This window comes from Streptomyces flaveolus, from assembly GCF_014648815.1.
Classification (GTDB): Bacteria; Actinomycetota; Actinomycetes; order Streptomycetales; family Streptomycetaceae; genus Streptomyces; species Streptomyces flaveolus.
The window spans coordinates 328,012-349,018 of the sequence record NZ_BMRV01000008.1; the positions used below are offsets into that span (position 1 = coordinate 328,012).

The 21,007-nt window shown below is 74.0% G+C and carries 18 protein-coding genes and 1 pseudogene; 6 read left to right on the forward strand and 13 right to left on the reverse strand.

The genetic code is table 11. The features are described 5' to 3' along the window. Window positions 1-128: 128 nt before the first annotated feature. Both IEZ05_RS20975 and IEZ05_RS20980 read left to right on the forward strand, forming a co-directional pair. Window positions 129-794 carry a TetR/AcrR family transcriptional regulator gene (locus IEZ05_RS20975; protein WP_189231713.1) on the forward strand — a complete coding sequence of 222 codons (666 nt, stop codon included), beginning with the start codon at window positions 129-131 and terminating at the stop codon, window positions 792-794. A gap of 161 nt (window positions 795-955) precedes the next feature. After that, on the forward strand, window positions 956-2,320 hold the full coding sequence (locus IEZ05_RS20980) for an MFS transporter (RefSeq protein ID WP_189231714.1): 1,365 nt from the start codon (window positions 956-958) through the stop codon (window positions 2,318-2,320). Between the two features lie 22 nt (window positions 2,321-2,342). Here the strand turns inward: IEZ05_RS20980 and IEZ05_RS20985 are convergent, their stop codons facing one another. Beyond that, a complete protein-coding gene (locus IEZ05_RS20985) occupies window positions 2,343-2,936 on the reverse strand; it encodes a TetR/AcrR family transcriptional regulator (RefSeq protein WP_189231715.1) in 594 nt (197 codons plus the stop codon). Window positions 2,937-3,078: 142 nt separating this feature from the next. Between IEZ05_RS20985 and IEZ05_RS20990 the strand changes: the two genes are divergently transcribed. Further along, window positions 3,079-3,966 (forward strand): NAD(P)-dependent oxidoreductase, encoded by an 888-nt coding sequence (locus IEZ05_RS20990; protein WP_189231716.1) that lies wholly within the window; start codon window positions 3,079-3,081, stop codon window positions 3,964-3,966. Window positions 3,967-4,033: 67 nt separating this feature from the next. Further along, a complete protein-coding gene (locus IEZ05_RS20995; protein ID WP_189231717.1) occupies window positions 4,034-5,263 on the forward strand; it encodes a serine hydrolase domain-containing protein in 1,230 nt (409 codons plus the stop codon). Window positions 5,264-5,281: 18 nt separating this feature from the next. On the opposite strand, the gene ribA is transcribed toward IEZ05_RS20995, so the two are convergent. Next, window positions 5,282-5,944 carry a GTP cyclohydrolase II gene (gene ribA / locus IEZ05_RS21000; protein WP_189231718.1) on the reverse strand — a complete coding sequence of 221 codons (663 nt, stop codon included), beginning with the start codon at window positions 5,942-5,944 and terminating at the stop codon, window positions 5,282-5,284. Between the two features lie 54 nt (window positions 5,945-5,998). On the opposite strand from ribA, the gene IEZ05_RS21005 reads away from it, so the two are divergent. Next, on the forward strand, window positions 5,999-6,763 hold the full coding sequence (locus tag IEZ05_RS21005; protein ID WP_189231719.1) for a creatininase family protein: 765 nt from the start codon (window positions 5,999-6,001) through the stop codon (window positions 6,761-6,763). Between the two features lie 161 nt (window positions 6,764-6,924). Here IEZ05_RS21005 and IEZ05_RS21010 read toward each other — a convergent pair. The 5 genes and pseudogenes from IEZ05_RS21010 to IEZ05_RS21030 all read right to left on the reverse strand — a co-directional run. Beyond that, window positions 6,925-7,794 (reverse strand): annotated as a pseudogene (locus IEZ05_RS21010) (lysylphosphatidylglycerol synthase transmembrane domain-containing protein); the annotation flags it as partial. After that, a complete protein-coding gene (locus IEZ05_RS21015; RefSeq protein WP_189231720.1) occupies window positions 7,791-8,897 on the reverse strand; it encodes a hypothetical protein in 1,107 nt (368 codons plus the stop codon). The gene IEZ05_RS21015 and the pseudogene IEZ05_RS21010, both read right to left, overlap by 4 nt. After that, window positions 8,894-10,087: a glycosyltransferase family 4 protein gene (locus IEZ05_RS21020; protein ID WP_189231721.1), complete on the reverse strand. Its 1,194-nt coding sequence runs from the start codon at window positions 10,085-10,087 to the stop codon at window positions 8,894-8,896. The genes IEZ05_RS21015 and IEZ05_RS21020 overlap by 4 nt, the downstream gene beginning before the upstream one ends. Next, window positions 10,084-10,482, reverse strand: coding sequence for a 6-pyruvoyl trahydropterin synthase family protein (locus tag IEZ05_RS21025; RefSeq protein ID WP_161168933.1), 399 nt, complete (start codon window positions 10,480-10,482; stop codon window positions 10,084-10,086). Before IEZ05_RS21025 ends, IEZ05_RS21020 begins: the two co-directional genes overlap by 4 nt. Window positions 10,483-10,638: 156 nt before the next feature. Beyond that, window positions 10,639-11,622, reverse strand: a complete 984-nt coding sequence (locus tag IEZ05_RS21030) for a zinc-dependent alcohol dehydrogenase (RefSeq protein WP_189231722.1) — start codon at window positions 11,620-11,622, stop codon at window positions 10,639-10,641. Window positions 11,623-11,731: 109 nt separating this feature from the next. Between IEZ05_RS21030 and IEZ05_RS21035 the strand changes: the two genes are divergently transcribed. Beyond that, window positions 11,732-12,547, forward strand: coding sequence for a CDP-alcohol phosphatidyltransferase family protein (locus tag IEZ05_RS21035; RefSeq protein WP_229869780.1), 816 nt, complete (start codon window positions 11,732-11,734; stop codon window positions 12,545-12,547). On the opposite strand, the gene IEZ05_RS21040 is transcribed toward IEZ05_RS21035, so the two are convergent. From IEZ05_RS21040 to IEZ05_RS21065, 6 genes are all read right to left on the reverse strand, one after another. Then, on the reverse strand, window positions 12,514-13,782 hold the full coding sequence (locus tag IEZ05_RS21040; protein WP_373298815.1) for an MDR family MFS transporter: 1,269 nt from the start codon (window positions 13,780-13,782) through the stop codon (window positions 12,514-12,516). The two genes, IEZ05_RS21035 and IEZ05_RS21040, sit on opposite strands and share 34 nt — an antisense overlap. Continuing rightward, entirely contained in the window at window positions 13,779-15,563 is a 1,785-nt protein-coding gene (locus IEZ05_RS21045) for an ABC transporter permease subunit (protein WP_229869781.1), read from the reverse strand. Before IEZ05_RS21045 ends, IEZ05_RS21040 begins: the two co-directional genes overlap by 4 nt. A gap of 15 nt (window positions 15,564-15,578) precedes the next feature. After that, window positions 15,579-17,081 carry an ABC transporter substrate-binding protein gene (locus IEZ05_RS21050; protein ID WP_189231724.1) on the reverse strand — a complete coding sequence of 501 codons (1,503 nt, stop codon included), beginning with the start codon at window positions 17,079-17,081 and terminating at the stop codon, window positions 15,579-15,581. Between the two features lie 108 nt (window positions 17,082-17,189). Next, entirely contained in the window at window positions 17,190-17,663 is a 474-nt protein-coding gene (locus tag IEZ05_RS21055) for a GNAT family N-acetyltransferase (RefSeq protein ID WP_229869789.1), read from the reverse strand. A 97-nt stretch (window positions 17,664-17,760) separates the two neighbouring features. After that, window positions 17,761-18,186, reverse strand: coding sequence for a hypothetical protein (locus tag IEZ05_RS36400; RefSeq protein ID WP_229869782.1), 426 nt, complete (start codon window positions 18,184-18,186; stop codon window positions 17,761-17,763). Window positions 18,187-18,237: 51 nt separating this feature from the next. Beyond that, entirely contained in the window at window positions 18,238-20,898 is a 2,661-nt protein-coding gene (locus IEZ05_RS21065) for a hypothetical protein (protein WP_189231726.1), read from the reverse strand. Window positions 20,899-21,007: the final 109 nt, after the last annotated feature.

Genomic DNA, 21,007 nt, shown 5'->3' on the forward strand with positions numbered 1-21,007 from the left:
GTACGAACCAGTACGTTAGTCATAGCAGCCGGGTGTGGGCCGGGGGAAGACCTGACCACTCCCGGCCCGGTGCGCGGACCGGGCTTCTACAATCACCGGACCGCCCCCGCCCCAGCCGAAGGAACCCGATGACCAGCGTCGACGAGCCGGCACGACCGAACGGGCGCATCCGCGACGCCGCCCGTACCCAGGCCGAGATCCTCGACGTGGCCACGCACGAGTTCGCCCGGGCCGGCTACGACGGGGCCCGCGTCGACGAGATCGCCGCCCGCACCCGCACCACGAAGCGGATGATCTACTACTACTTCGGCGGCAAGGAGCAGTTGTTCACGGCCGTGCTGGAGCGGGCGTACGGCGTGATCCGGGAGGCGGAGCAGGAGCTCGACGTGGAGCACCTGGACCCGGTGGCCGCGATCCGGCGCCTCGCGGAGGTGACCTTCGACCACCACGAGCAGCACCCGGATTTCATCCGCCTGGTCGGCATCGAGAACATCCACGGCGCCGAGCACATCGCCGCGTCCGAGGCGCTGGGCCGGATGGGCTCGCCCGCGCTGGACGTGATCCGCCGGATCCTGGCGGCGGGCCAGGAGTCGGGCCTGTTCACGGCGGACGTGGACGCGGTCGACCTGCACGCGATGATCAGCGCGTTCTGCTTCTTCCGCGTCTCCAACCGGGCCACCTTCGGCGCCCTGTTCGGCCGGGACCTGGTGGACCCGGACCGGCGTGAGCACTACCGCACCATGCTGGGCGACATGGTGATCGCCTACCTCACGGCGGAGCGCGCGGCGGACTGACCGCCGCGGCGGTGCCGGGGACGTGACCCCTTGACACGCGGGAAACCTGCGCGCAACATCCGTAGCCAACCGCGACTAACTATCCAGTGGGTTAATTAGCCGTCCGGCATTCCTCCCCTCCGCTCACTCCGCCTGCGGTGGAGTCCCCCGAAGGAGCAGCCGTGTCCGTCCCCGCCCCCGCGTCCCACGACACCGCCCCGCCCGGCCAGCCGAAGAAGGCGGCGCTGGCCGCCTGGGTCGGCAGCGCGCTGGAGTACTACGACTTCTTCATCTACGGCAGCGCGGCGGCGCTGATCTTCCCCGAGGTCTTCTTCGACGAGTCCGACCCGGCCACCGCGACGCTGCTGTCGCTCGCCACGTTCGGCGTCGCCTACGCCGCCCGTCCGGTCGGCGCGTTCTTCCTCGGCCACATCGGCGACCGCCTCGGCCGCAAGAAGATCATGGTGTTCACGCTGGTCCTCATGGGCGTGTCCACGTTCCTCATCGGCTGCCTGCCCACCCGTGCCCAGGTCGGCACCCTCGCGCCGGTCCTGCTGGTGCTGTGCCGCGTCCTCCAGGGCATCTCCGCGGCGGGCGAGCAGGCCAGCGCCAACTCCATGACGCTGGAGCACGCGCCGGCGCACAAACGCGGCTTCTTCACCAGTTTCACCCTCAGCGGCACCCAGGGCGGGCAACTGCTCGCCACCCTGGTCTTCCTGCCCATCGCCGCGCTCCCCGAGGACCAGCTGCTGTCCTGGGGCTGGCGCGTGCCGTTCTGGCTGAGCGTCGTGGTCGCCGCCGTCGGCTACGTCATCCGGCGCACCCTCGACGAGACGCCTGCCTTCGCCCGGCAGGCGGCCACGGAGGGCGTGGCGAAGATGCCGCTGGCCGTGCTGGCGCGCGACCACTGGGCGGACGTGCTGCGGGTGGTCGCGGGCGCGCTCATCGCATCGGTCAGCACGATCTTCACGGTCTGGGCGCTCGCGTACGCCACCAGCGACGCGGTCGGCATGTCCCGTACGGCCATGCTCTGGGTGGGCGCTCTCGCCAACGTCGCCGCGCTCGCCGCGATCCCGCTGTGGGCGATGCTGTCCGACCGCATCGGCCGGCGCCCGGTGTACCTGATCGGCGCGGTGGGCAGCGCGGTCACGATGGTCCTGTACCTGTGGGCGATCTCGACCGGCTCCTACCCGCTGACGTTCCTGACGGGCATCGTCGCCTTCGGTGTCGTCTACAGCGCCGCGAACGGGGTGTGGCCGGCCTTCTACGGCGAGATGTTCTCCACCCGGGTCCGGCTGTCCGGGGTGGCGATCGGCACCCAGATCGGCTTCGCGGTGGCCGGGTTCGCGGTGACGTTCGCCGCGCAGATCGCCGGCCCGGACGGCGACGACTGGTTCGCGGTGGCCCTGTTCACGGCGGCTCTGTGCGTCCCGCCGGTGATCGCCGCACTCTCGGCGCGCGAGACCCACGGTGTCCCGACGGAGGACCTCGGCGAGCCGTCCCGCCGCAGGGCGTCACAGCCGGAGACGGAGACGGTGACGGCCTGACGGCACGCCGCCGCCCGCCGGTTCAGACGCCGGTGGCGGCGGCGTCCAGGAGCGGGCCCAGCTCGCGGGAGACCGCCGTCAGGGCCCGTACGTCCCGTTCGGCGCGGGCGATGAGGATCGCGCCCTCGAGCGCGCTGATCATCAAGGTGGCGAGCGGTACGGACCGCGCCTCGGGCACGCCCATGCCGGTGAGCGCCTCGGCGACCGGGCGGGTCCAGGTGGCGAAGGCGTCGGCGGCCGCCTGGCGCGTGGCCTCGGAGGTCTCGGCGCAGTCGACCGTCGCGGCCGCCACCGGGCAGCCGGCGGCGAAGCCGGCCGTCTCGTACTCGTCGGTCCACTGGCGCACCATCGCGTCGAACAGCCCGCTCGGTGCCGGCCGCTCCAGCTGTGCCAGGAAGCGCGCGACGCGCTCGGCCGCGTACCGGCCCGCCCACTGCAGGGCCTCCCCGACGAGCTGCTCCTTGCCGCCCGGGAAGTAGTGCCGGATCGATCCCCGGGGCGCCCGGGCGTGGGCGGCGACGTCCCGCATGCCGGTGGCCTCCACGCCGTCGCGCCGGATGAGCTGCGCGGCGCTGAACACCATGCGTTCCCGCGGTCCCCGTCCGGACTCCGCCATCACCGGCCTCCCACCGCGTCGTCGGTACCGCCACTCTATGACGGCCGTCATAAGCGCGGCTATTATGACAGCTGTCATAGGCGTGCGGTGCTCCTCCTGAGCCGCCGGGACGCCACCACCCCCGGACGACGGACGGTGCACCATGCGCGTCGGTTTCCTCGGTCTCGGAGTCATGGGCCGGCCGATGGCCCTCCGGCTGGCCCGCGCCGGCACTCCCCTCGTGGTGGGCAACCGCACCGCCGCCCGGGCCGAACCGCTGCGCGCGGCCGGCGCCGAGGTGGCGTCCGGCCCCGCCGAGGTCTTCGACCGCGCGGAGACGGTGATCCTCATGCTGGCGGACGAGCGGGCGATGGACGAGGTCCTGGCCCGCGGCACCGAGGAGTTCTCCTCCCGCGTCGCCGGCCGCCTCGTCGTCCACATGGGCACGACCTCGCCCGCGTACTCGCAGGGCCTGGAGGCCGACATCCGCGCGGCGGGCGGACGCTACGTCGAGGCCCCCGTGTCCGGGTCCCGCGTCCCGGCGGAGAACGGGGAACTGGTGGCGATGCTCGCCGGGGAGCAGGAGGCAGTGACGACGGTGCGTCCGCTGCTCGCCCCGCTGTGCCGCGAGACGTTCCTCTGCGGACCGGCGCCCAACGCCCTGCTGATGAAGCTGTCGGTGAACCTGTTCCTGATCACGCAGGTCACGGGCCTCACCGAGGCCTTCCACTTCGCCGGACGCCTGGGTCTGGACGGCAGGCTGTTCCTCGACGTCCTGGACGCGGGCCCGATGGCCAGCGCCGTCTCCCGGATGAAGGCGCCCAAGCTGCTGGACCGCGACTTCGGGGTGCAGGCCGCGGCGCTGGACGTCCTGAAGAACAACCGCCTGATCGCCGAGGCCGCCCGCGCCACCGGCCTCGCCTCTCCCCTGCTCGACGCCTGCCACGCCCTGTTCGAGGAGACGGTGTCGCTCGGCCACGGCGGCGAGGACATGGTGGCCGTGCTGCGCGCGATCGAAGCGCGTACCGCCGGCAACGCCGCCCGGTCCTGACGTCTGGGACCGCGTCCGCGGGGTACACCGCACCCACCTCGTCCGGCGAGCGAGGAGGGCGACGGCGATGGGACCACTGCGGCGGGAGACCGACCCGGGCGCGGCCGGGCTGGACCCCGGGGCGCTGGACCGGCTCGACCGGCACTTCACCCGGCTGGTCGACGAGGGGCGGCTGCCCGGTTTCCTGGTGGCCCTCGCCCGCGGCGGGCGGGTCGCCCACCTGACCGTGCACGGCCGACGGGACGTGGCGGCCGGGCTGCCCGTCACGGCCGACACGCTGTGGCGGATCTACTCCATGACCAAGCCGGTCACCTCGGTGGCCGTACTGATGCTGGTGGAGGAGGGCCGGCTGTCGCTGGACGACCCGGTGGACCGGTACCTCCCGGCCTTCGCCGAGCCGCGGGTGTACGTGGAGGGCGACGCGGACGACGTCGTCACCCGGCCGGCCGCCGGGCCCCTCCTCGTGCGGCACCTGATGACCCACACCGCCGGGCTGACGTTCGGCTTCTACCGCGTGCACCCCGTCGACGCGCTGTACCGGGCCGCCGGCCTGGAGTCGTCCCTGCGGCCCGGCGCGGGCCTGGCCGAGACGGTCGACCTGTACGCGAGCCTGCCGCTGCAGTTCGAGCCGGGTACGCGGTGGAACTACTCGGTGGCCAGCAATGTGCTGGGACGGCTCGTCGAGGTGGTGTCCGGGCAGGCGCTGGACACCTTCTTCGCCGAGCGGATCCTCGGCCCGCTCGGCATGACGGACACCGGGTTCGAGGTCACCGACGAGCAGGCGGAGCGGCTGGCCGAGCTGTACGGGGAGACGGACGGCGGCGGCATCGAGCCGGTCCCCGGCCTGCCGCTGCGGGGCCGGCCCCGGTTCCTGTCGGGCAGCGGCGGGCTGGTGGCCTCCGCGCACGACGTGCACCGCTTCACGGAACTGCTGCGCCGCCGCGGCGAACTCGACGGCGTCCGGCTGCTCGCCCCGGCGACGGTGGACCTGATGACCCGCAACCACCTGCCCGACGGCGCCGACCTGCGCTCCTACGGCAGCCACCCCGCGCACGACGACCCCGGCAACGACGGCGTCGGCTTCGGCCTGGGGGTCTCGGTGGTGACCGACCCGAGCCGCACGCAGGCGCCCTCCGGGCTCGGCACGTACGGCTGGAGCGGGGTGGCGACGACCACCTTCTGGGTCGACCCGGGCCGTGATCTGACGGTGCAGTTCATGACCCAGGTCCGGCCCAGGTCGGCATCGACGGTGTACCGGGACCTCAAACGGCTGGTGCACGAGGCGGTGGCGGACTGAACCGGGCCGTTCCCGAGTTCACGACGACAGGTGCGCCACCGCGTCCAGGTGGGGCAGGTGGTGGTCCAGCCGCTCCCTCTTGGTGCGCAGGTAGGTGATGTTGCTCTCGCACGGCGGTATCAGCAGCGGCACCTGCTCGGCGACCTGGATGCCGTGCCGCACCAACGCCTCGCGTTTGCGGGGGTTGTTGGACATCAGGCGCACCGACCGCACGCCCAGGTCGTCGAGGATGCGGGCGGCGACGCCGTAGTCCCGGGCGTCCACCGGCAGGCCGAGCGCCAGGTTGGCCTCGACCGTGTCCAGCCCCTCGGCCTGCAATGCCATGGCGCGCAGCTTGGCCAGCAGGCCGATGCCGCGTCCCTCGTGCCCGCGCAGATAGACGACGACGCCACTGCCCTCGGCGGCCACGGCACGCAGCGCGGAGGCCAGTTGGTCCCCGCACTCGCAGTGCCGGGAGCCGAACGCGTCTCCGGTGAGGCACTCCGAGTGCAGCCGCGTGAGGACGCGGTCGGTGCCCGGATCGCCGTACACCAGGGCCACCTGTTCGTCACCGCGCTCGTGGTCGAAGTAGCCGACCGCCTGGAATTGCCCGTACACGGTGGGCAGCGGCACATTCACCACGCGTTCCACATCGGTGCGTTGCGGGGTCTTCTTGCCGAGTACGCCAATGTTTTCTGTCATGATTCTCGAGTTCCTCAGCCGGGGTTCTGAGCGGAGACGAAAGGCCGTGCGGAAATGGACGTTTCACTGGTGCCGGCGGACACTACGGAGGATGTGCGCAGGCGGGGTGCCGGGCTCGCGCGGCAGGTCGCCGTGCTGCCCGTCGGGAGCTTCGAACAGCACGGCCCGTACCTGCCGCTGGCGACCGACACCCTCGTCGCCTGCGCCATCGCCCGGGAGATCGCCGACGCGTACCCGGTGCACCTCCTCCCGCCGGTGACGATCGGCTGCTCGCACGAGCACGCGGACTGGCCGGGGACGGTCAGCATCTCCTCGGTGACCCTTCACGCGGTGGTACAGGACATCGCGGCCTCGCTGCGCCGCTCGGGCGTCGACGCCCTGGTGCTGGTCAACGGACACGGCGGAAACTACGTACTGGGCAACGTCGTTCAGGAGGCCTCCGCCCGCGGTGAGCGGATGGCGCTCTTCCCGGCCGCGGAGGACTGGGAGGCGGCGCGGCAGCGGGCGGGGGTGGCCACGTCGCTGCTCACCGACATGCACGCGGGGGAAATCGAGACCTCCATTCTTCTGCACACGCATCCCGAATGCGTCCGGCCCGGTTACGAGGCCGCCGATTTCGTCGCCGACGACCGGCGTCATCTGCTCTCCCTCGGCATGTCCGCCTATACCGATTCCGGTGTCATCGGGCGTCCTTCACTGGCTTCGGCGGAAAAGGGAAGAGAACTGCTGGCCGGCCTCACGGAATCCTTCGGCGAGTATGTGGCGCTGCTGACTTCGGTGACGGTGACGGTTCCCCCGCAGGGCGGCGAGCGCGGGTAGTGCCCGCCGGGCGCGTGGTGCGGCTCGGGGCCCGGTACGACGGGCCCCGCGTGCGCTGCGGAGGGAGCGCGGCGGCGGACGACGAGGACGACGGCACCGGGCAGGCTCGCCGCGAGACTGAGCACCCCGTAGACGACGGCCACGCCCAGCCCGCTGCCCGCGCCCAGCCCGGCCGCGCCGAACGCCCAGACCGTGACGCCCTCCCGGGGACCCCAGCCGCCGACGTTCAGCGGCAGGCCCATCGCGAGCAGCGCCAGGACGGCGAGCGGTGTCAGCACGGCGACGGAGGCGGCGGACCCGGCGACGCGGGCGGCGAGCACGAACATCGTCAGGTGCCCGGCGAGGACCACGGCGGACGACACCACGACCCCCGGCCCGTTGCGCCGGGACAGCAGCGCCTGCCGCGCCTCGCCGAGCGCCGCCCGCAGGGCCCGGCCCCGGCGCGAGGACGTCGCGTTCAGCCGCAGGGCGAGGCCGACGGCGAGCGCGCCCAGCGCGGCCAGGCCGAGGAGCGGGGTGATCTGCCGGGTCTCCGCCCGCACCGGGGACGGCATCGTGAGCAGCACGGCCGCGCCGACGCCGAGCAACGCGAGCTGTCCGGCGGCGCGTTCCAGGACGACGGTCCGCACGCCCCGGCCGAGGTCACCGGCGCTCCGCCCGTGCCGTACCGCGCGGTGCACGTCGCCGAGGACGCCGCCGGGCAGGGCCGCGTTGAGGAACAGGGCACGGTAGTAGTCGCCGACGGCCGGTGCGAGCGGCAGCCGGATGCGCAGTCCCCGGGCCACCAGGACCCAGCGCCAGGCGCTGAACACCGTGGTGACCAGCCCGATGCCGAGCGCGGCCAGCAGCGTGGGCCCGTCGATCCTGCGCAGCCCGTCCAGGAACGCGCCGGTGCCCAGCCGCCACAGCAGCACGGCCAGGATGCCGGCCCCGGCGAGGCTGCCCAGGTGGGCGCGCAGGGCGCGGGGGACGGCTCTGCGGCGCAGTGCCGCCGGTGGGGCTGCCGGCGCCCGCACCGCCGGTGCGCTCATGAGGTCCCGCCCGTGGGCCGGCACAGCACCAGCAGGTCGCTGTGGTGCACCACCACCCGCAGCCGTCCGGCGGCGCAGGCCGCGAGGCGCTCCGCGAGGTACCGCTCAGCGGACTCCCGCAGCCCGGGGCGCTGTTCGACGGCCGCGCCGACCCAGCCGCGCAGCCACTGGGCGGTGAGCGCGGCGTCGTCGGGGCCCAGTCGCCAGGGGCTGGGGCGCGTCCGTACGGTGGCGCCGTGCTCGGCGAAGGCGTCCGCCGCGGCGGTGACCGCGTCCGGGCCGAGGAGGCCGGAGCGCCGTTGGTGGTCGTTGAAGGCGTCGGCGATCTCGGCGTCCAGGGGATGGGCGGGAGTGAGGTCGACGCGGCCGGCGACGGACAGGGTCAGCAGTGCCGCGCAGCCGGCCCCGGCGCAGGCGGCGGCGAGGGCGCCGACCTCCCGTGCGGTGAGGACGTCGAGCAGCGCCGACGCTGTCACCAGTCGGGCGCCGGCCAGCGCGTCCGGGGTGAGCCGGGCGATCTCGCCGCGCCGTGTCTCCACGGTGACCCGGCTGCCGTCGGCGGCGGAGCGCGGGGAGGCGACCGCGGCGAAGTGCAGCAGGTAGGGGTCGCGGTCGTGCAGGACCCAGTGCTGGGCGCCGTCGAGCAGCGGGGCGAGCCAGCGGCCCATCGAGCCGGTACCGCAGCCCAGGTCGTGCACGACCAGCCCGCCGGCCCGGCTCGGCAGGTTGGCGAGGCGGACACGCAACGGGTCGAGCAGATCGTGCGCCCGCGCGGCGGCGTCCGCGCCCTCCCGCAGCCGGAGCCACTCGGGGGCGTAACGCGGGGGGTCGTCGGGGTCTTCGGGGCCTTCGGAGGCTGGTGCTTCTGCCGCGCGAGGGCCGCCGACCGCGTGAGGATCCGCGGACCCCTGCGGGTCCTCGCCCTGGTGGGGCCGGTGATCGTGCGGCACGTCGTCGGTCTCCTCGCCGCTCCCCCTCAGCCGCAGGGTGGGTCGGTCGGCGCGGCCGGCGCCCGGCATGGCGCCCGTCGTGGCCTCGGGCGCCTCCTGCGGTCCGGGCTGGGCGGGGATCACGCCCCCGGTGGGTGCCGTCGTCCTCCTCATGCCGTCCTCCGGGGTTCCGCCGGCAGCCGGTGCAGGACGCCGGCCAGGCTCCGTGCCGTGGCCGCCCAGCCGTTCAGCGCCGCGCGGCGCCCGCGTGCCGCCGCCTTCAGCCGGCGCCGTACGTCCGCCTCGCCGAACCAGCCCCGCAGTTCGGCGGCGAGCGCGGCGGGGTCCTCCGGCGGGACGAGGATGCCGGGCACCCCGCCGTCGGGCGCGCGTCCCACGGCCTCCGGGAGGCCGCCGACGTCCGTGGCCAGTACGGGGATGCCGCGCGCGAGGGCCTCCGTCACCGCCATGCCGTACGTCTCGGCGTACGAGGTGAGGACCATCAGGTCGGCGGCCGCGTAACTGGCGTCCAGGTCCGCGCCGGAGCGGGGCCCCGCCAGCTCCAGCCGGTCCTGGAGGCCGTACCTCCCGATCAGGGCCCGCAACCGGCCGACGTACGCGGGGTCCTGGCCGAGTCCGCCGACGCACACGCACGACCAGGGGAGGTCGGCCACCGCGGCCAGCGCCTCCACCAGCCGGTGCTGTCCCTTGCGGGGCGTGACCGCGGCGACGCACAGGAGCCGGGAGACTCCGTCGGTGCCGGGCGCGAGCGGCGCGATGTCGGCGCCGGGTGCGGCGACGTGGACGCGGGCCGGGTCGAGGCCGTGGTGGGAGACGAGGCGGCGCACCGCCCAGTCGCTGGTGGCGACGACGGCCGGGACGGCCCGGAGCACCGCGCGCTCCCGGGCGTCCAGCGCGGCGGCCACGGTCGGGTCGAGGCCGGTCTCGTCGCCGAGCGGCAGGTGGACGAGGACGGCCATGCGCAGCCGCCCGGCCTCCGGGACGACGACCTCCGGCACGCCGCAGGCGACCAGCCCGTCCAGCAGGACCACGGCGCCGTCCGGCAACCGGCGCAGGACGCGGGCGAGTTCCGTCCGCGCGGCCTCGTCGGGCCGGGGCCAGTCGCCGTCCACGGGCAGTCCCCGCACCCGCCAGCCGAAGCCGGGCAGGTCCAGTGCCACCCGCCGGTCGTAGGCGTTGCCGCCGCTCGGCGCGGCCGGGTCGTCGACGCCGCCCGGCAGCACGAAGTGCACGGAGCGCAGGGACATGGGGACGATCCCGCCGTTCCTCAGGGCCGACGCCTGCGCGGGCACATAGGCGAGCCGGGCGCGGCCGGCCGTCGTTTCGACGGACGTGCCGGTCACAGCGCACGCTCGTAACTCGCCCAGGCGACGTGCGACTCGTGGAGGGTGACGGTGAGACCGGCCAGGCCCTTGGCCCCCTCGCCGAGGGCGCCCTTGTGGACGCGCTCGGCGAGCCGGTCGGCGACGACCTTGGCGAGGAACTCCGTGGAGGTGTTGACGCCGGCGAAGTCGGGTTCGTTGTCGAGGTTGCGGTAGTTCAGCTCCGCGACGACGGCTCCCAGTTCCCGCGTGGCCAGTCCGATGTCGACGACGATGTTGTCCTCGTCCAGCTGCTCGCGCCGGAAGGTGGCGTCCACCAGGAACGTCGCTCCGTGCAGGCGCTGCGCGGGCCCGAAGACGTCGCCGCGGAAGCTGTGGGCGATCATGATGTGATCGCGGACGGTGATGCTGAACAACGGACGACCCTCCAGGTGTGGCGCGTCTGACCCCCCGCCGGTCACTGCGCGGGGTGCCGTCTATTACGGCTCGGTGCCTTCCCTTGTTCAGCGGCCCGTATCTCTTTTCCCAAGGTCAGTCGATCGCTCCCCCGTCCGGGAGACGGACGGGGACGGTCAGTCGTCGTCGCCGTACCGGATGCGGTGGCACAGGGCGGGGATCTCCCCCGAGGCCAGCTTCGGCAGCACGTCCGGCAGTTCCGCGAAGGCCGACTCGCCGGTGACGAGGGCGTCCAGGGCGGGGTCGGCGAGCAGGTCGAGAGCGAGAGCGAGCCGGTCGGCGTACGTGCGGGTGGCGGCGCGCGCCGGGGAGACGGTGCCGACCTGGCTGCCGCGCACGGTCAGGCGCCGGGAGTGGAAGGCCTCGCCGAGCGGCAGGGCGACGCGCCGGTCGCCGTACCAGCTCAGCTCGACGACCGTGCCCTCGGGCCGCAGCAGCTCCAGGGACCGGGCGAGTCCCTCCTCGGTGGCGCTGGCGTGCACGACGAGGTCCCGGTCGCCGAGGGCGTCGGCGGGGGACGCGAAGCCGACGCCGAGTGCCTCGGCGACCTTCGCCCGCGCCGGGTCGGCGTCGACCACCTGGACGCGGACGCCGGGGAACCGGGCCAGCAGCGCGGCCACCGAACAGCCGACCATGCCGCCGCCGACCACGGCGACGCGGTCGCCGACCAGGGGCGCGGCGTCCCACAGGGCGTTGACGGCGGTCTCCACCGTACCGGCGAGCACGGCCCGCCCGGCGGGGACGTCCGACGGCACGGGGGTGACGGCCGCGGCCGGGACGACGTAGCGGGTCTGGTGGGGGTAGAGGCAGAAGACGGTGCGCCCGGCGAGCGCGTCCGGGCCCTCCTCCACCACGCCGACGTTGAGGTAGCCGTACTTCACCGGCCCGGGGAAGTCGCCCTCCTGGAAGGGCGCGCGCATGGCCGTGTACTGGTTCTCGGGCACCCGGCCGTGGAAGACGAGCGTCTCGGTGCCCCGGCTGACCCCGCTGAAGAGCGTGCGCACGAGCACCTCGTCCGCGCCGGGTTCGGGCAGCTCCACGTCCCGGATCACGCCCCGGCCGGGCGAGTCGAGCCAGAACGCACGTGCGGTGCGGGTCATCGGATGTCCTCCTGAACGATCGGGAAGCCGCCCACGTACCGAGGGATGCACAAGCCGCGCACAAGGTAGCGGCGTTGATCGACTCTGTCACACGGCCGGAGGATGTTCGGTGGCCCAGCACAACACGTACGACGCCAGGTCGCGGACACGACCTAGGCCCCCGCAGCAGGAGACCGCGGTGGGAGCTAGCGCGCAGGTCCTGCTGCTGGTGCTGCTCGGTACGGCGATCGGCATGGGCACGGCGGGCTGGCTGACCGGCCTCGCGTTCGCGTTCGCGACCTGGGCGGTGCTCACCCGGGCCCTGCACCGCTCCCGGCCGCCGTCGTTCGGCCCGGCCAACCGGGTCACCCTCGGCCGGGCCACCCTGGTCGGCGGGGTGACGGCCCTGGTCGCCGACTCCTTCCGCAGCGCGCCGCCCGTCTCCCTCCTCGTCGGCCTGACGGCCGTGGCCCTGGTCCTGGACGGAGTCGACGGCAAGGTCGCCCGCCGCACCGGCACGTCGACGGCCCTGGGGGCGCGCTTCGACATGGAGGTCGACGCGTTCCTCATCCTGGTGCTCAGCGTGTACGTCGCGATGGACCTGGGCCCGTGGGTGCTGCTGATCGGCGGCATGCGGTACGTCTTCGTCGCCGCCGCCCGCGTATGGCCGTGGCTCACCGCCCCGCTGCCGCCGAGCACGGCCCGCAAGACGGTGGCGGCGCTGCAGGGGGTGCTGCTGCTCCTCGCGGGCGCGCAGCTGCTGCCGGAGTCGGCCAACGCGGGGGTGGTGGGGCTGGCGCTGGGGCTGCTGGTGTGGTCGTTCGGGCGGGACGTGGTGTGGCTGTGGCGGAGGACGGGGAGCGGGATGGCGGCTCCTGGGGAGGACCCGGCGTCCGTACCGGCAGCCGCGGCTCACGTGGGCGCGCGACGAGTCCTGGCCCGGTGACCGCGGGGCAGCAGGGCGACCGCGGCGAGCGGTACGGCGGCCAGTGCCAGCCACGGCACGGCGACCGGCAGCCCGCCGTCCAGGAGCAGGCCGGTCGCGGAGCTGCCGGCCAGCGCGATCAGCCCGGAGACCGAGGACAACGCCCCGGTGTACAGGCCGAGTCTGCCGTCCTCGGCGAGGTCGGGCACCCAGGCGCGGGCGACGGGTGCGACCAGCATCTGACCGAGCGTCAGCATGACGACGAACCCGGCGGCCGGCACGAGCCCGCCCGCGCCCGTCCATCCCGCGGGCCGGGCGAGGCCGACGGCGGCGAACCCGCCCGCGATCAGCGCCAGCCCGGCCGCCATCGACCGGCGCGGCGTCAACCGCTCCCCCGCCCACCGGGTCACCGGCAACTGCGCGGTCACCACCAGCAGCGAGGACAGCGCGAACAGCCAGGCCAGCGGCGCCTGCGAACCGGCGGCCCGCTCCACCTCGGCGGGCAGGGCGAGGTAGAGCTGGTTGTAGGCGAGCAGATAGGCGCCGTACGCACAGCACAGCGCCAGGAAGGGCCGGTTGCGCAGGAGCAGCCGCGCCCCGCCCCTCGCCCGGACGCGGGCCCGCCCGGGAAGGTGCTGGGGCAGCAGCCACGCGTGCCCGGCGAGGACGAGCACGAAGACGCCGGCCCCGGCCAGGCACGCCGTGCGGAAGTCGACGGCCAGCAGCAGCGCGCCCAGCAGCGGCCCGACGAACGCCCCCGCCTGGCCGGCCACGGTGAACAGCGCGAGCACCCTGGTCCGGTCCCCGCCGCCCTGTTCCTCCCACAGGACGGCCTGCCGGGCGACCTCGGACTCGACGGCGGGTGAGAACAGCGCGGCGGCGAACCCGATGAGCAGCACCGCGCCGACGACCGCCCAGGTCCGCTCGGCGTACCCGAGCCACCCGAACCCGGCGATGCGCAGCACGCATCCGGCGAGGACGACGGGCCGGATGCCGTACCGGTCGGCCAGCGCCCCGCCGACCACGAACAGCCCCTGCTGGCTGAAGGTCCGCAGCCCGAGCACGAATCCGACCAGCCAGCCCGCCATGCCCACGGCCTGCCCGAGGTGTTCCGCGAGGAAGGGCAGGACGGCGAAGAAGCCTATGTTGAAGGCGAGTTGGGTGAGGATCAGCAGGCGCAGCAGCGGGGAGAGCGGGGTGGTGTGGCCACGGCCGGGAGCCTTCATGGTCGAGCGGCCGGTGGGGGTGGGGGTCATCGGGCTCCGGCCAGTTCCTTCTCGGCGACGGCGGTGGGCTGCGGGCCGGTGGCCGGGGGCTCCGGGCTGTGCCGTCGTCGCGGCCGGCGCAGTCCGCCCGCCGCGGTGACGGCGAGGGCGCCGAGCAGGGCGAGGACGGCGGCGGGGGCGAGGACGGCCCAGGGGGCGCGTTCGGCGTAGGGCTGGTTCTCGGCGAGGAGCAGGCCCCATTCGGGGGACGGCGGCTGGGCGCCGAGGCCGAGGAAGCCGAGCGAGGCGAGCGCGAGGGCGACGCCGGGCAGCCGCAGCAGGGCATGGCGGATGACGGGCGGCAGGACGGCGGGGAGCAGTTCGCGACGCAGCAGGTAACGGCGCCCGGCGCCCAGCCCCCGGGTGGCCGTGATGTGCAGGGTGGCGCGTTCCTGGCGCAGCAGCGACGCGGTGTGCGTGGCCAGCGGTGCCCAGGCCACGGCGCCCACGGCGAGGGCGGGGGTCGCCGCTCCGCTGCCCGCGACGGCGGTGACGAGGAGGGCGGCGAGTACGGGCGGCACGGCGTTGACGGTGTCGACGAGCGGCGCGGACACCCCGGGAAGGAGCCCCAGCAGCACGCCCGTGAGCAGGGCGACGGCGGTGATGGCGGAGGCGAGCAGCAGCGTGTCGAGGGCTCCGTGACCGACGCGGGCGAGCAGGTCGCGGCCGAGGGCGTCGGTGCCGAAGGGGTGGGCGGTGGACGGCGGTTGCAGCCGCTGGCCGGTGTCGAGGGCAAGGGGGTCGCGGGTCAGGCCGCAGGCGACGACGGCGAGCAGGACACCGCCGTGGAGGAGGGGCAGGAGGCCACGGGCGGGGGGTGCGGGCCGGTGCAGGGAGGACAGGGCGCCGTCGCGCAGGGCGGGCCCGGTGAGCAGGCGTCCGGTGACGCGGGTGGCGAGGGTCGCGAGCGCGGCGAGCAGGAGGAGGGCGAGGGTGCCGGCCTGGAGGACGGGCAGGTCCTGGGCGAGGGCGGCCTGGAGGGTGGTACGGCCGAGGCCGGGGATGTCGAAGACCTGCTCGACGGCGACGGCCCCGCCGGTCAGCCCGACGACGAACAGCCCGAGGTTGGGCAGCAGCGCCGGCACGCACCGGCGCACCGCCTGCCGGGCGATGCGCCGGCCCGGCAGTCCACGGGCGGCGGCGGCCAGCGCCCAGGGCTCGCCGAACGCGCCGGGCAGCAGGTCGTCGAGCAGCCGCCCCAGCACGGCCCCGGCGGGCAAGCCGAGGGCGAGGGCGGGCAGTACGGTCCACTGCGGCCCGTACCACCCCAGCGCGGGCAGCCAGCCCAGTTGTACTCCGACGACGGTGGCGAGCACGGAGGCGACGAGGAACTCGGGCAGCGCGGCGGCCACGGCGGAGACGGTGCCGCCACGGCGCCGCCCGTCGAGCCGCCGCCGTGCGCCGAGCCGGAGGGTGCGGGCGCAGACGGCCGTGGCGGTGAGGGCGGCGACCACGAGGGCGACCGTCATCAGCAGCAGGGAGGCGCCCAGGGCCTGGAGCACGTCGGGCAGGACGTCGTTCCCGGAGATCCACGACTGCCCGGCGTCCCCGTGCGCGAGCCCGCCGAGCCACCGGCCCAGCAGGTGCAACGGCCCGCCGTCGAGCCCGAGCTGCTCGCGGATGCCGGCGAGGACCTCGGGCGTGGGGTCGCGGTCGGCCGCCCTCGCCTTGAGGACGGTGTGCGCCGGGTCGGTACGGGTCAGCCACGGCAGCAGCCCGATCCCGCACACCAGCCCGGCCGCGAGCACGACCCGCCACACCACGGTTGCCATGCGCTGCCGCACGGTTCAGCGCCGGGTGCCGGTGCCGACGAGGGTGCGCTCGTACGGGTCGAGGACGACACCCTGCACGGACGTGCCGACGCCGGTGATGATGCGCTGGTGCACCAGCGGCACGACGGCGTCGGTTCCGAGGACGCGGGCCTCGGCGGCCATGGCGGCGTCCTGCCGCCCGGCGGTGTCGGCGATCCCCTCGGCCTTCTTCACGGCGGCGTCGACGTCCTTGTCGCACAGCTGGGCGATGTTGTAGCCGCCGTCGCAGGCGTAGTCACTGGCGAGGACGGCGACGGGGTCACCGGTGTCGACCAGGGTGTTCCGGGCGAGCACGAAGGCGTCGAACTTCCCGTCCAGCGCGTCGCCTTCCAGGCGCGAGTACTCGCGCACGGTCAGCTTCACGGTGAACCCGGCCTTCTCCAGCTGCTGCTTGACGACCTGGGCGACCTCGGGCAGCTCGGGCCGGTTGTCGTAGGTGGCGAGGGAAATGGTGACCCCGTTCGCCTTCCCGGCGGCGGCGCGCCCGACGGGCTTGAGCCGCTTGCCCTCGGCCCAGGTCACGGCGGGCCCGTAGACACCGGCCCCGGCGTCGGCGTACCCCTCGTAGACGTCCTCGGCGAACACGGAGGTGTCGAGCGCACCACGGGCGGCGGCACGCAGGCCGGCGTTCTTGAAGGGCCCGGCGGAGGAGTTGAGCAACAGGCTGGTGGTCCGCGTGGTGGCGGTGCCCCGTCGGCTCTCCTTGTCGAGGCTCGCCGCCTGCGCGACGGGAACGGCCTCTGCGATGTCCAGCTCGCCGGTGCGCAGGGCGTTGGCACGGGCGGTGCCGTCGGCGATGAAACGGGCGTCGATGCCGGAGGCCTGGGCGCGGCCGCCCCAGTAGTCGTCGAAGCGGTCGAGGGAGGCGGAGGTGGCGCCGTTCACCTCGGTGATCTCGAAGGGCCCGGTGGCGGTGCCGACGGGATCGACGCGACCGCTCTTCTCGTAGGCCTTCTTGGAGAAGATCGCGAGGCTGGGGCTGGACAGCCGCAGCGGGAGCACGGGGTCGGGCGCGGCGGTGGTGACCCTGAGGACTTGGTCGCCGTCGGCCTTCGCGGTGAGGGCGACGCCGGCGAGGGCGGCGGGCGCGGGCTCGGCGGCGGTGGCACGGGCGAGTGACTCGGCCACGGCGGCGGGGGTGACGTCGGTGCCGTCCTGGAAGGTGGCGTCGCGGAGGGTGAACTCCCATGCCCTGTCCCCGTCCCTGCGCCAGGACTCGGCGAGGGCGGGCGCGGCGGAGCCGTTGGCGTCCAGCGCGGTGAGGCCCTCGGTGACGCCGAGCCGGCTGAGGAGGGTGGCGTCGGCGCCGTAGGGCGACAGGTTCTCGGCGGGCGGGAAGGCGAGACCGACCCGGAGCCGGGAACCGCCGTCACCGTCACCGCCCTTGGCGCCCTCGCCGCCGCCTGAGGCGAAGCAGCCGGCTATCAGCGGGAACAGGAGGAGAGGGGCGAGCAGCCGGGGGCGGGGGTGGAAGCGCATGGTCCTCGGTTCGATCGGGGCGACATGGGGGCTTGAGGGGCGGTGCGAGGAAACCCTACATGAAAATGGTTTCCACGAGGCCCTCCGGGTGCCGCCCGCACGGCAGGGTTACGGCATGGGCACGTCGAAGTGCACGACGCTCTGCCCGCCCCCCGCGTCCTCCCGCTCGTCGTGCACGACCTTGGCGAGCGACCGCCAGAACGGCTCGGCACCGGTGACGGCGGGGTCGGTGTGCAGGTACACGGCCCGGTATCCCCCGTCGGCGACGGCGAACGCGAGCAACGCGTCGACGAGCCTCCGCGCCAGCCCGCGCCGGCGGTGCTCGGGCCGGACGTACACGCGACGCAGCTGCGCGGTGACGCCGGAGGGGTAGCGCTCGGCGACGCGGCGGGGGTTCGGGGGGTGCGCGGGCCCACGGGAATCCAGGGCACCGGTGGCGACGACCTCACCGTCCCGCTCGTCCACGGCGACGAGGAGGGTGTGCCGGGCGGGGCTCAGGTACGCACCGTCCAGGTCGATGACGTCGCCGTGCCAGCGGGGGACGTACCCGGTGCCGAAGTCGCGGTAGACGGTGTCGAGCATGACGGCCCGGGCGGCGTCCAGATCGGCGGGGGTGGCGGGGCGGATGGTGTAGTCGGTGCGCACTTGCACATCATATGCAGTAAGCGTTGAGTGCTGGTCAGGGGCCCGCTTCCGCACGCATGAGCCCCGCGTTGACGGCATCGACGAACTCGTACAGGGGGCCTTCGGTGACGATGGCCTCGCCCCGCCCCCTGCGCCCCGGTTCCACGTCGATGACCGTGACGAGTGCGCCGCCCAGGCCGACGACGACCCACCAGTCGCGTGCGTCCGCCCGTACGCGCCACGTCGACGCGACCCACTTGCCCGTATCGGTCCGCACCTCGGCGGAGACGAGGTCCCAGTCCACCGGGTCGAAGTGTGTCACCTCGTGAACCGGTGCGTTCCGCTGCCGGAGCCGTTCGGTGACGTGCGGACCGTGCGCCTTCAGCGCCACCGGCTCGCGCATGATGTGACGGACCCGGGCGAAGAGGGAGACCGGGCCCGTCTCCTTGTGGAACCGGGCGGTCTCGAAGCGTGGTGACACGAAGAACTCCTGTGTGCGAGAGACGGCCGGAGCGCCCGGCCCGGTGGGAGATCAGCGGTGCCGCCACAACTGGTGGAGTTCGAGGACGTCCATCCGCCAGTGCATCTCGAGGGACTGTTCCGGCACGCGCTCCCGGCCACGGCTGTCACGGACACGGCGGTACTGACGGTGCGGCGACAGGTCGGCGTCGGCGACCAGGGCAGCCAGCGGGGGCTCGTCCGCCGGTGTCTCCTCGTCGACCAGGAGGAGGATCTCGCCTTCGTCGTCCGCAGGGACATGGCGCAACCGTCCGCCCATCCGGCGGTCCAGCTCCTCCCAGGTCACTGTCGTGCCGGCGCGCGCGGCATCCTGCAGGAGAGTGCGCACACGGGCGGCGAGCGACGCAAGGGTGTCGTCGCTGCCGCTCTCCACCCCCAGTCGGTGTCGGAGATCCGCGCGACGGCGCCGCAATGCCTCGTCGTCCGCTTCCGGCAACGGGTCGGCGAGAGCGCGACGGATCCGGTCGGCCTCGGTGAGGGCGTCCGCGATCTCGGCGGTGGTCAGCGTGGCCTCCCGGGTTCCGAGATCGTGGAGGATGCGCCGCAGCGCCCCGAGCGAGCCGTCCGCCCGAGACGCGGCTTCCTCGTCACGCAGCCACTGCTTGAATGCGCGCATCAGACCGGTGACCGCCTCGCGGTCCTGGGGTGAGAGGCGCAGGGCGTAGACGCGTCCCATCGCGCTGTGGACGCGCCTCGCCAGCACGAGGTCGCCCGCGTCACGGGCGGTGCGGAACTCGTCGGCCATCTTGTCGAACACCTCACGCGGTGGGGTCTCGGCCTCGCCCGGCCCCTCAAGACGCCGGCGCAGGACCTTGCGCCAGTGGCTCAGGCGCTGCGACACGGGGGTCGGCAAGAAGGGGGTGCCGATCAGCAACGCCAAGTCGTCCGCTTCACGCACAGCTCTGTTGAGCGCCGGGAACGGGAGCTCTGCTTCCGTCTCCTCCAGATACCGCAGGATCGTCTGAAGCCGCCCGACCGGATCCTCCCCGGGGCGTGCGGGCGGCAGGGCCCCGGCACCCTGCGCAGGTCCCGGACGCTCCGACGGCCGCGCGCGGTGGATGCGCGTCCGATGGTCCTTCCAGATCTTCGCCGCGCCCGCGGCATCGGTCCAGTGGGGCCAGCCGAGCGCGAGGAGCACCTGCCGGAAGAAGGGGGGCGGTGTGTCGTCGTGCGGCTGCGCCTCCCTGGAGAAGGTGATCAGGCTGGACAGCAGCGGCCGGTGCGTCTTGGCATGCGGCGCGTCCACGGCGGTGAGCAGGCGCAGTTGCCGTGCCTGGTTGACGTCCTCGGGCCGGGTCCCGGTCTGCTTGAGCAGCTCGTACCAGGTGATGGTGGTGCCTTCACGTGCGGTCCTCACCAGCACGCGGGTCAGCTCGGCGGCGAGGCGGGCGTCAGGGATGGGCACCGGCTGCGCCGATGTGGGGGTGAGTGGGCGGTGCGGGGGCTCCTTCTCGTCCGCTCCGGCCGGCGGCCCGGGCTTCTGCTGCGGGTCAGGAGCGGCTGCTGTCGCGTCCGGCTCACGGGCGGGCACGTGGGGGTCGAGCAGCTCCCATTCCGCCGCCTTGGCGGGCGCGAGACGGACGAATCCCTCGGCACGAAGCATCCACCGCGAGCCGGGAAGGGCGAGTTGTGGGCCGTTCAGTACGGCTGCTCGGTCGGTCAGTACGTACACATGGTGAGATTCCGGAGCCGCACCCGTGCCCGGCAGGGAGATCCGGGCGCGGAACATCGCCGACCCGATGGGCTGGGCGTCCGCGTCGTAGAGACGTCTGCCGCCCTCCTCGGACACCAACGCGGCCCCTGTGAAGGCGACGCGCCCGGTCATGAGCGGGAGTACGGGCCCGGCACCGGAGCCGTGGTCCCGCACCGCCGGCTCCTGAGCCGTTGGCGTCTGCCGTCCGCCAACGGCGGGGCGCTCAGGGCCGGAAGCGGGCGCGGTCCCCTTCGGCCGAATCCCGTACGGGGTCTCCTCCAGCCACGGGGTGACGATCCCGGCGTGCGCGAGTCGGCACTTGTCGAGCGTCGTCCACTCGACCCGGTGACCGGGCGGGTGCGTTCCGACGTACACGACGCGGGTGCCGTCCTCGGTCGCACACCGAAAGCGCAGGGCGTGGCCGGTGGCGTCGAGTTCGAACGGGGCGAGCTGGCTCTCCGGTCCGTACATGCGGATGGTGGCCGGCTTCCCGGCCGGGGCGGTGAGCCGCTCCCCGTCGGCCTGCCACTCCTTGAACGAACGCCGGGCCATCTGCACGTGGATCAGGCGGCGCTTCTTCTTGGACCCGAAACGGACCTCTATCGCGTCGCTGCGCGCGCCCTTCTGCTTGACGTACTGCACCGCGACGGACGACTGCCCCTGCCTGCGCAGCCACTTGGCGATGGCCTCACCGATGTAGAGGTGGTCGGCACTGTCCTCACCGAGCGCGGTGCGCGCGCACCGGACGGGCGGGCGGTGGGCGAAGTGCGACTTCTTGTCGTCGCAGGCGCGCAGTGTCAGAAGCTTCCCGCACCCGCCGAGGAGGGTGCCGCAGGTGAAGGCGTTGGAGCCGTGCTTCTGGCGCAGCTGGTCAGCGGCGTGTTTCTCGTACGGGAGGAAGAGAGGGAGATGACCGTCGGGTCCACCCAGCACCGCCGTCTGAACCTTGCGGGTGTCCTCTTCGCGTCCGACTGGGATCATCGGCGGCCGTCTCCTTGCTGTCCGTGCAGAGCGCACGTCCGAACGAGCTCGGACGGCACGTCATCATCGACGTCTCGCAGCCGGGTCTGGTTGTGCACGAGTCCGTCAC

Coding starts and splice junctions, on each gene's coding strand:
- IEZ05_RS20975 (WP_189231713.1), top strand. CDS start 129: ATGACCAGCGTCGACGAGCCGGCACGACCGAACGGGCGCATCCGCGAC.
- IEZ05_RS20985 (WP_189231715.1), bottom strand. CDS start 2,936: ATGGCGGAGTCCGGACGGGGACCGCGGGAACGCATGGTGTTCAGCGCC.
- IEZ05_RS20990 (WP_189231716.1), top strand. CDS start 3,079: ATGCGCGTCGGTTTCCTCGGTCTCGGAGTCATGGGCCGGCCGATGGCC.
- IEZ05_RS20995 (WP_189231717.1), top strand. CDS start 4,034: ATGGGACCACTGCGGCGGGAGACCGACCCGGGCGCGGCCGGGCTGGAC.
- ribA (WP_189231718.1), bottom strand. CDS start 5,944: ATGACAGAAAACATTGGCGTACTCGGCAAGAAGACCCCGCAACGCACC.
- IEZ05_RS21005 (WP_189231719.1), top strand. CDS start 5,999: ATGGACGTTTCACTGGTGCCGGCGGACACTACGGAGGATGTGCGCAGG.
- IEZ05_RS21015 (WP_189231720.1), bottom strand. CDS start 8,897: ATGAGGAGGACGACGGCACCCACCGGGGGCGTGATCCCCGCCCAGCCC.
- IEZ05_RS21030 (WP_189231722.1), bottom strand. CDS start 11,622: ATGACCCGCACCGCACGTGCGTTCTGGCTCGACTCGCCCGGCCGGGGC.
- IEZ05_RS21040 (WP_373298815.1), bottom strand. CDS start 13,782: ATGACCCCCACCCCCACCGGCCGCTCGACCATGAAGGCTCCCGGCCGT.
- IEZ05_RS21045 (WP_229869781.1), bottom strand. CDS start 15,563: ATGGCAACCGTGGTGTGGCGGGTCGTGCTCGCGGCCGGGCTGGTGTGC.
- IEZ05_RS21050 (WP_189231724.1), bottom strand. CDS start 17,081: ATGCGCTTCCACCCCCGCCCCCGGCTGCTCGCCCCTCTCCTCCTGTTC.
- IEZ05_RS21055 (WP_229869789.1), bottom strand. CDS start 17,663: ATGCTCGACACCGTCTACCGCGACTTCGGCACCGGGTACGTCCCCCGC.
- IEZ05_RS21065 (WP_189231726.1), bottom strand. CDS start 20,898: ATGATCCCAGTCGGACGCGAAGAGGACACCCGCAAGGTTCAGACGGCG.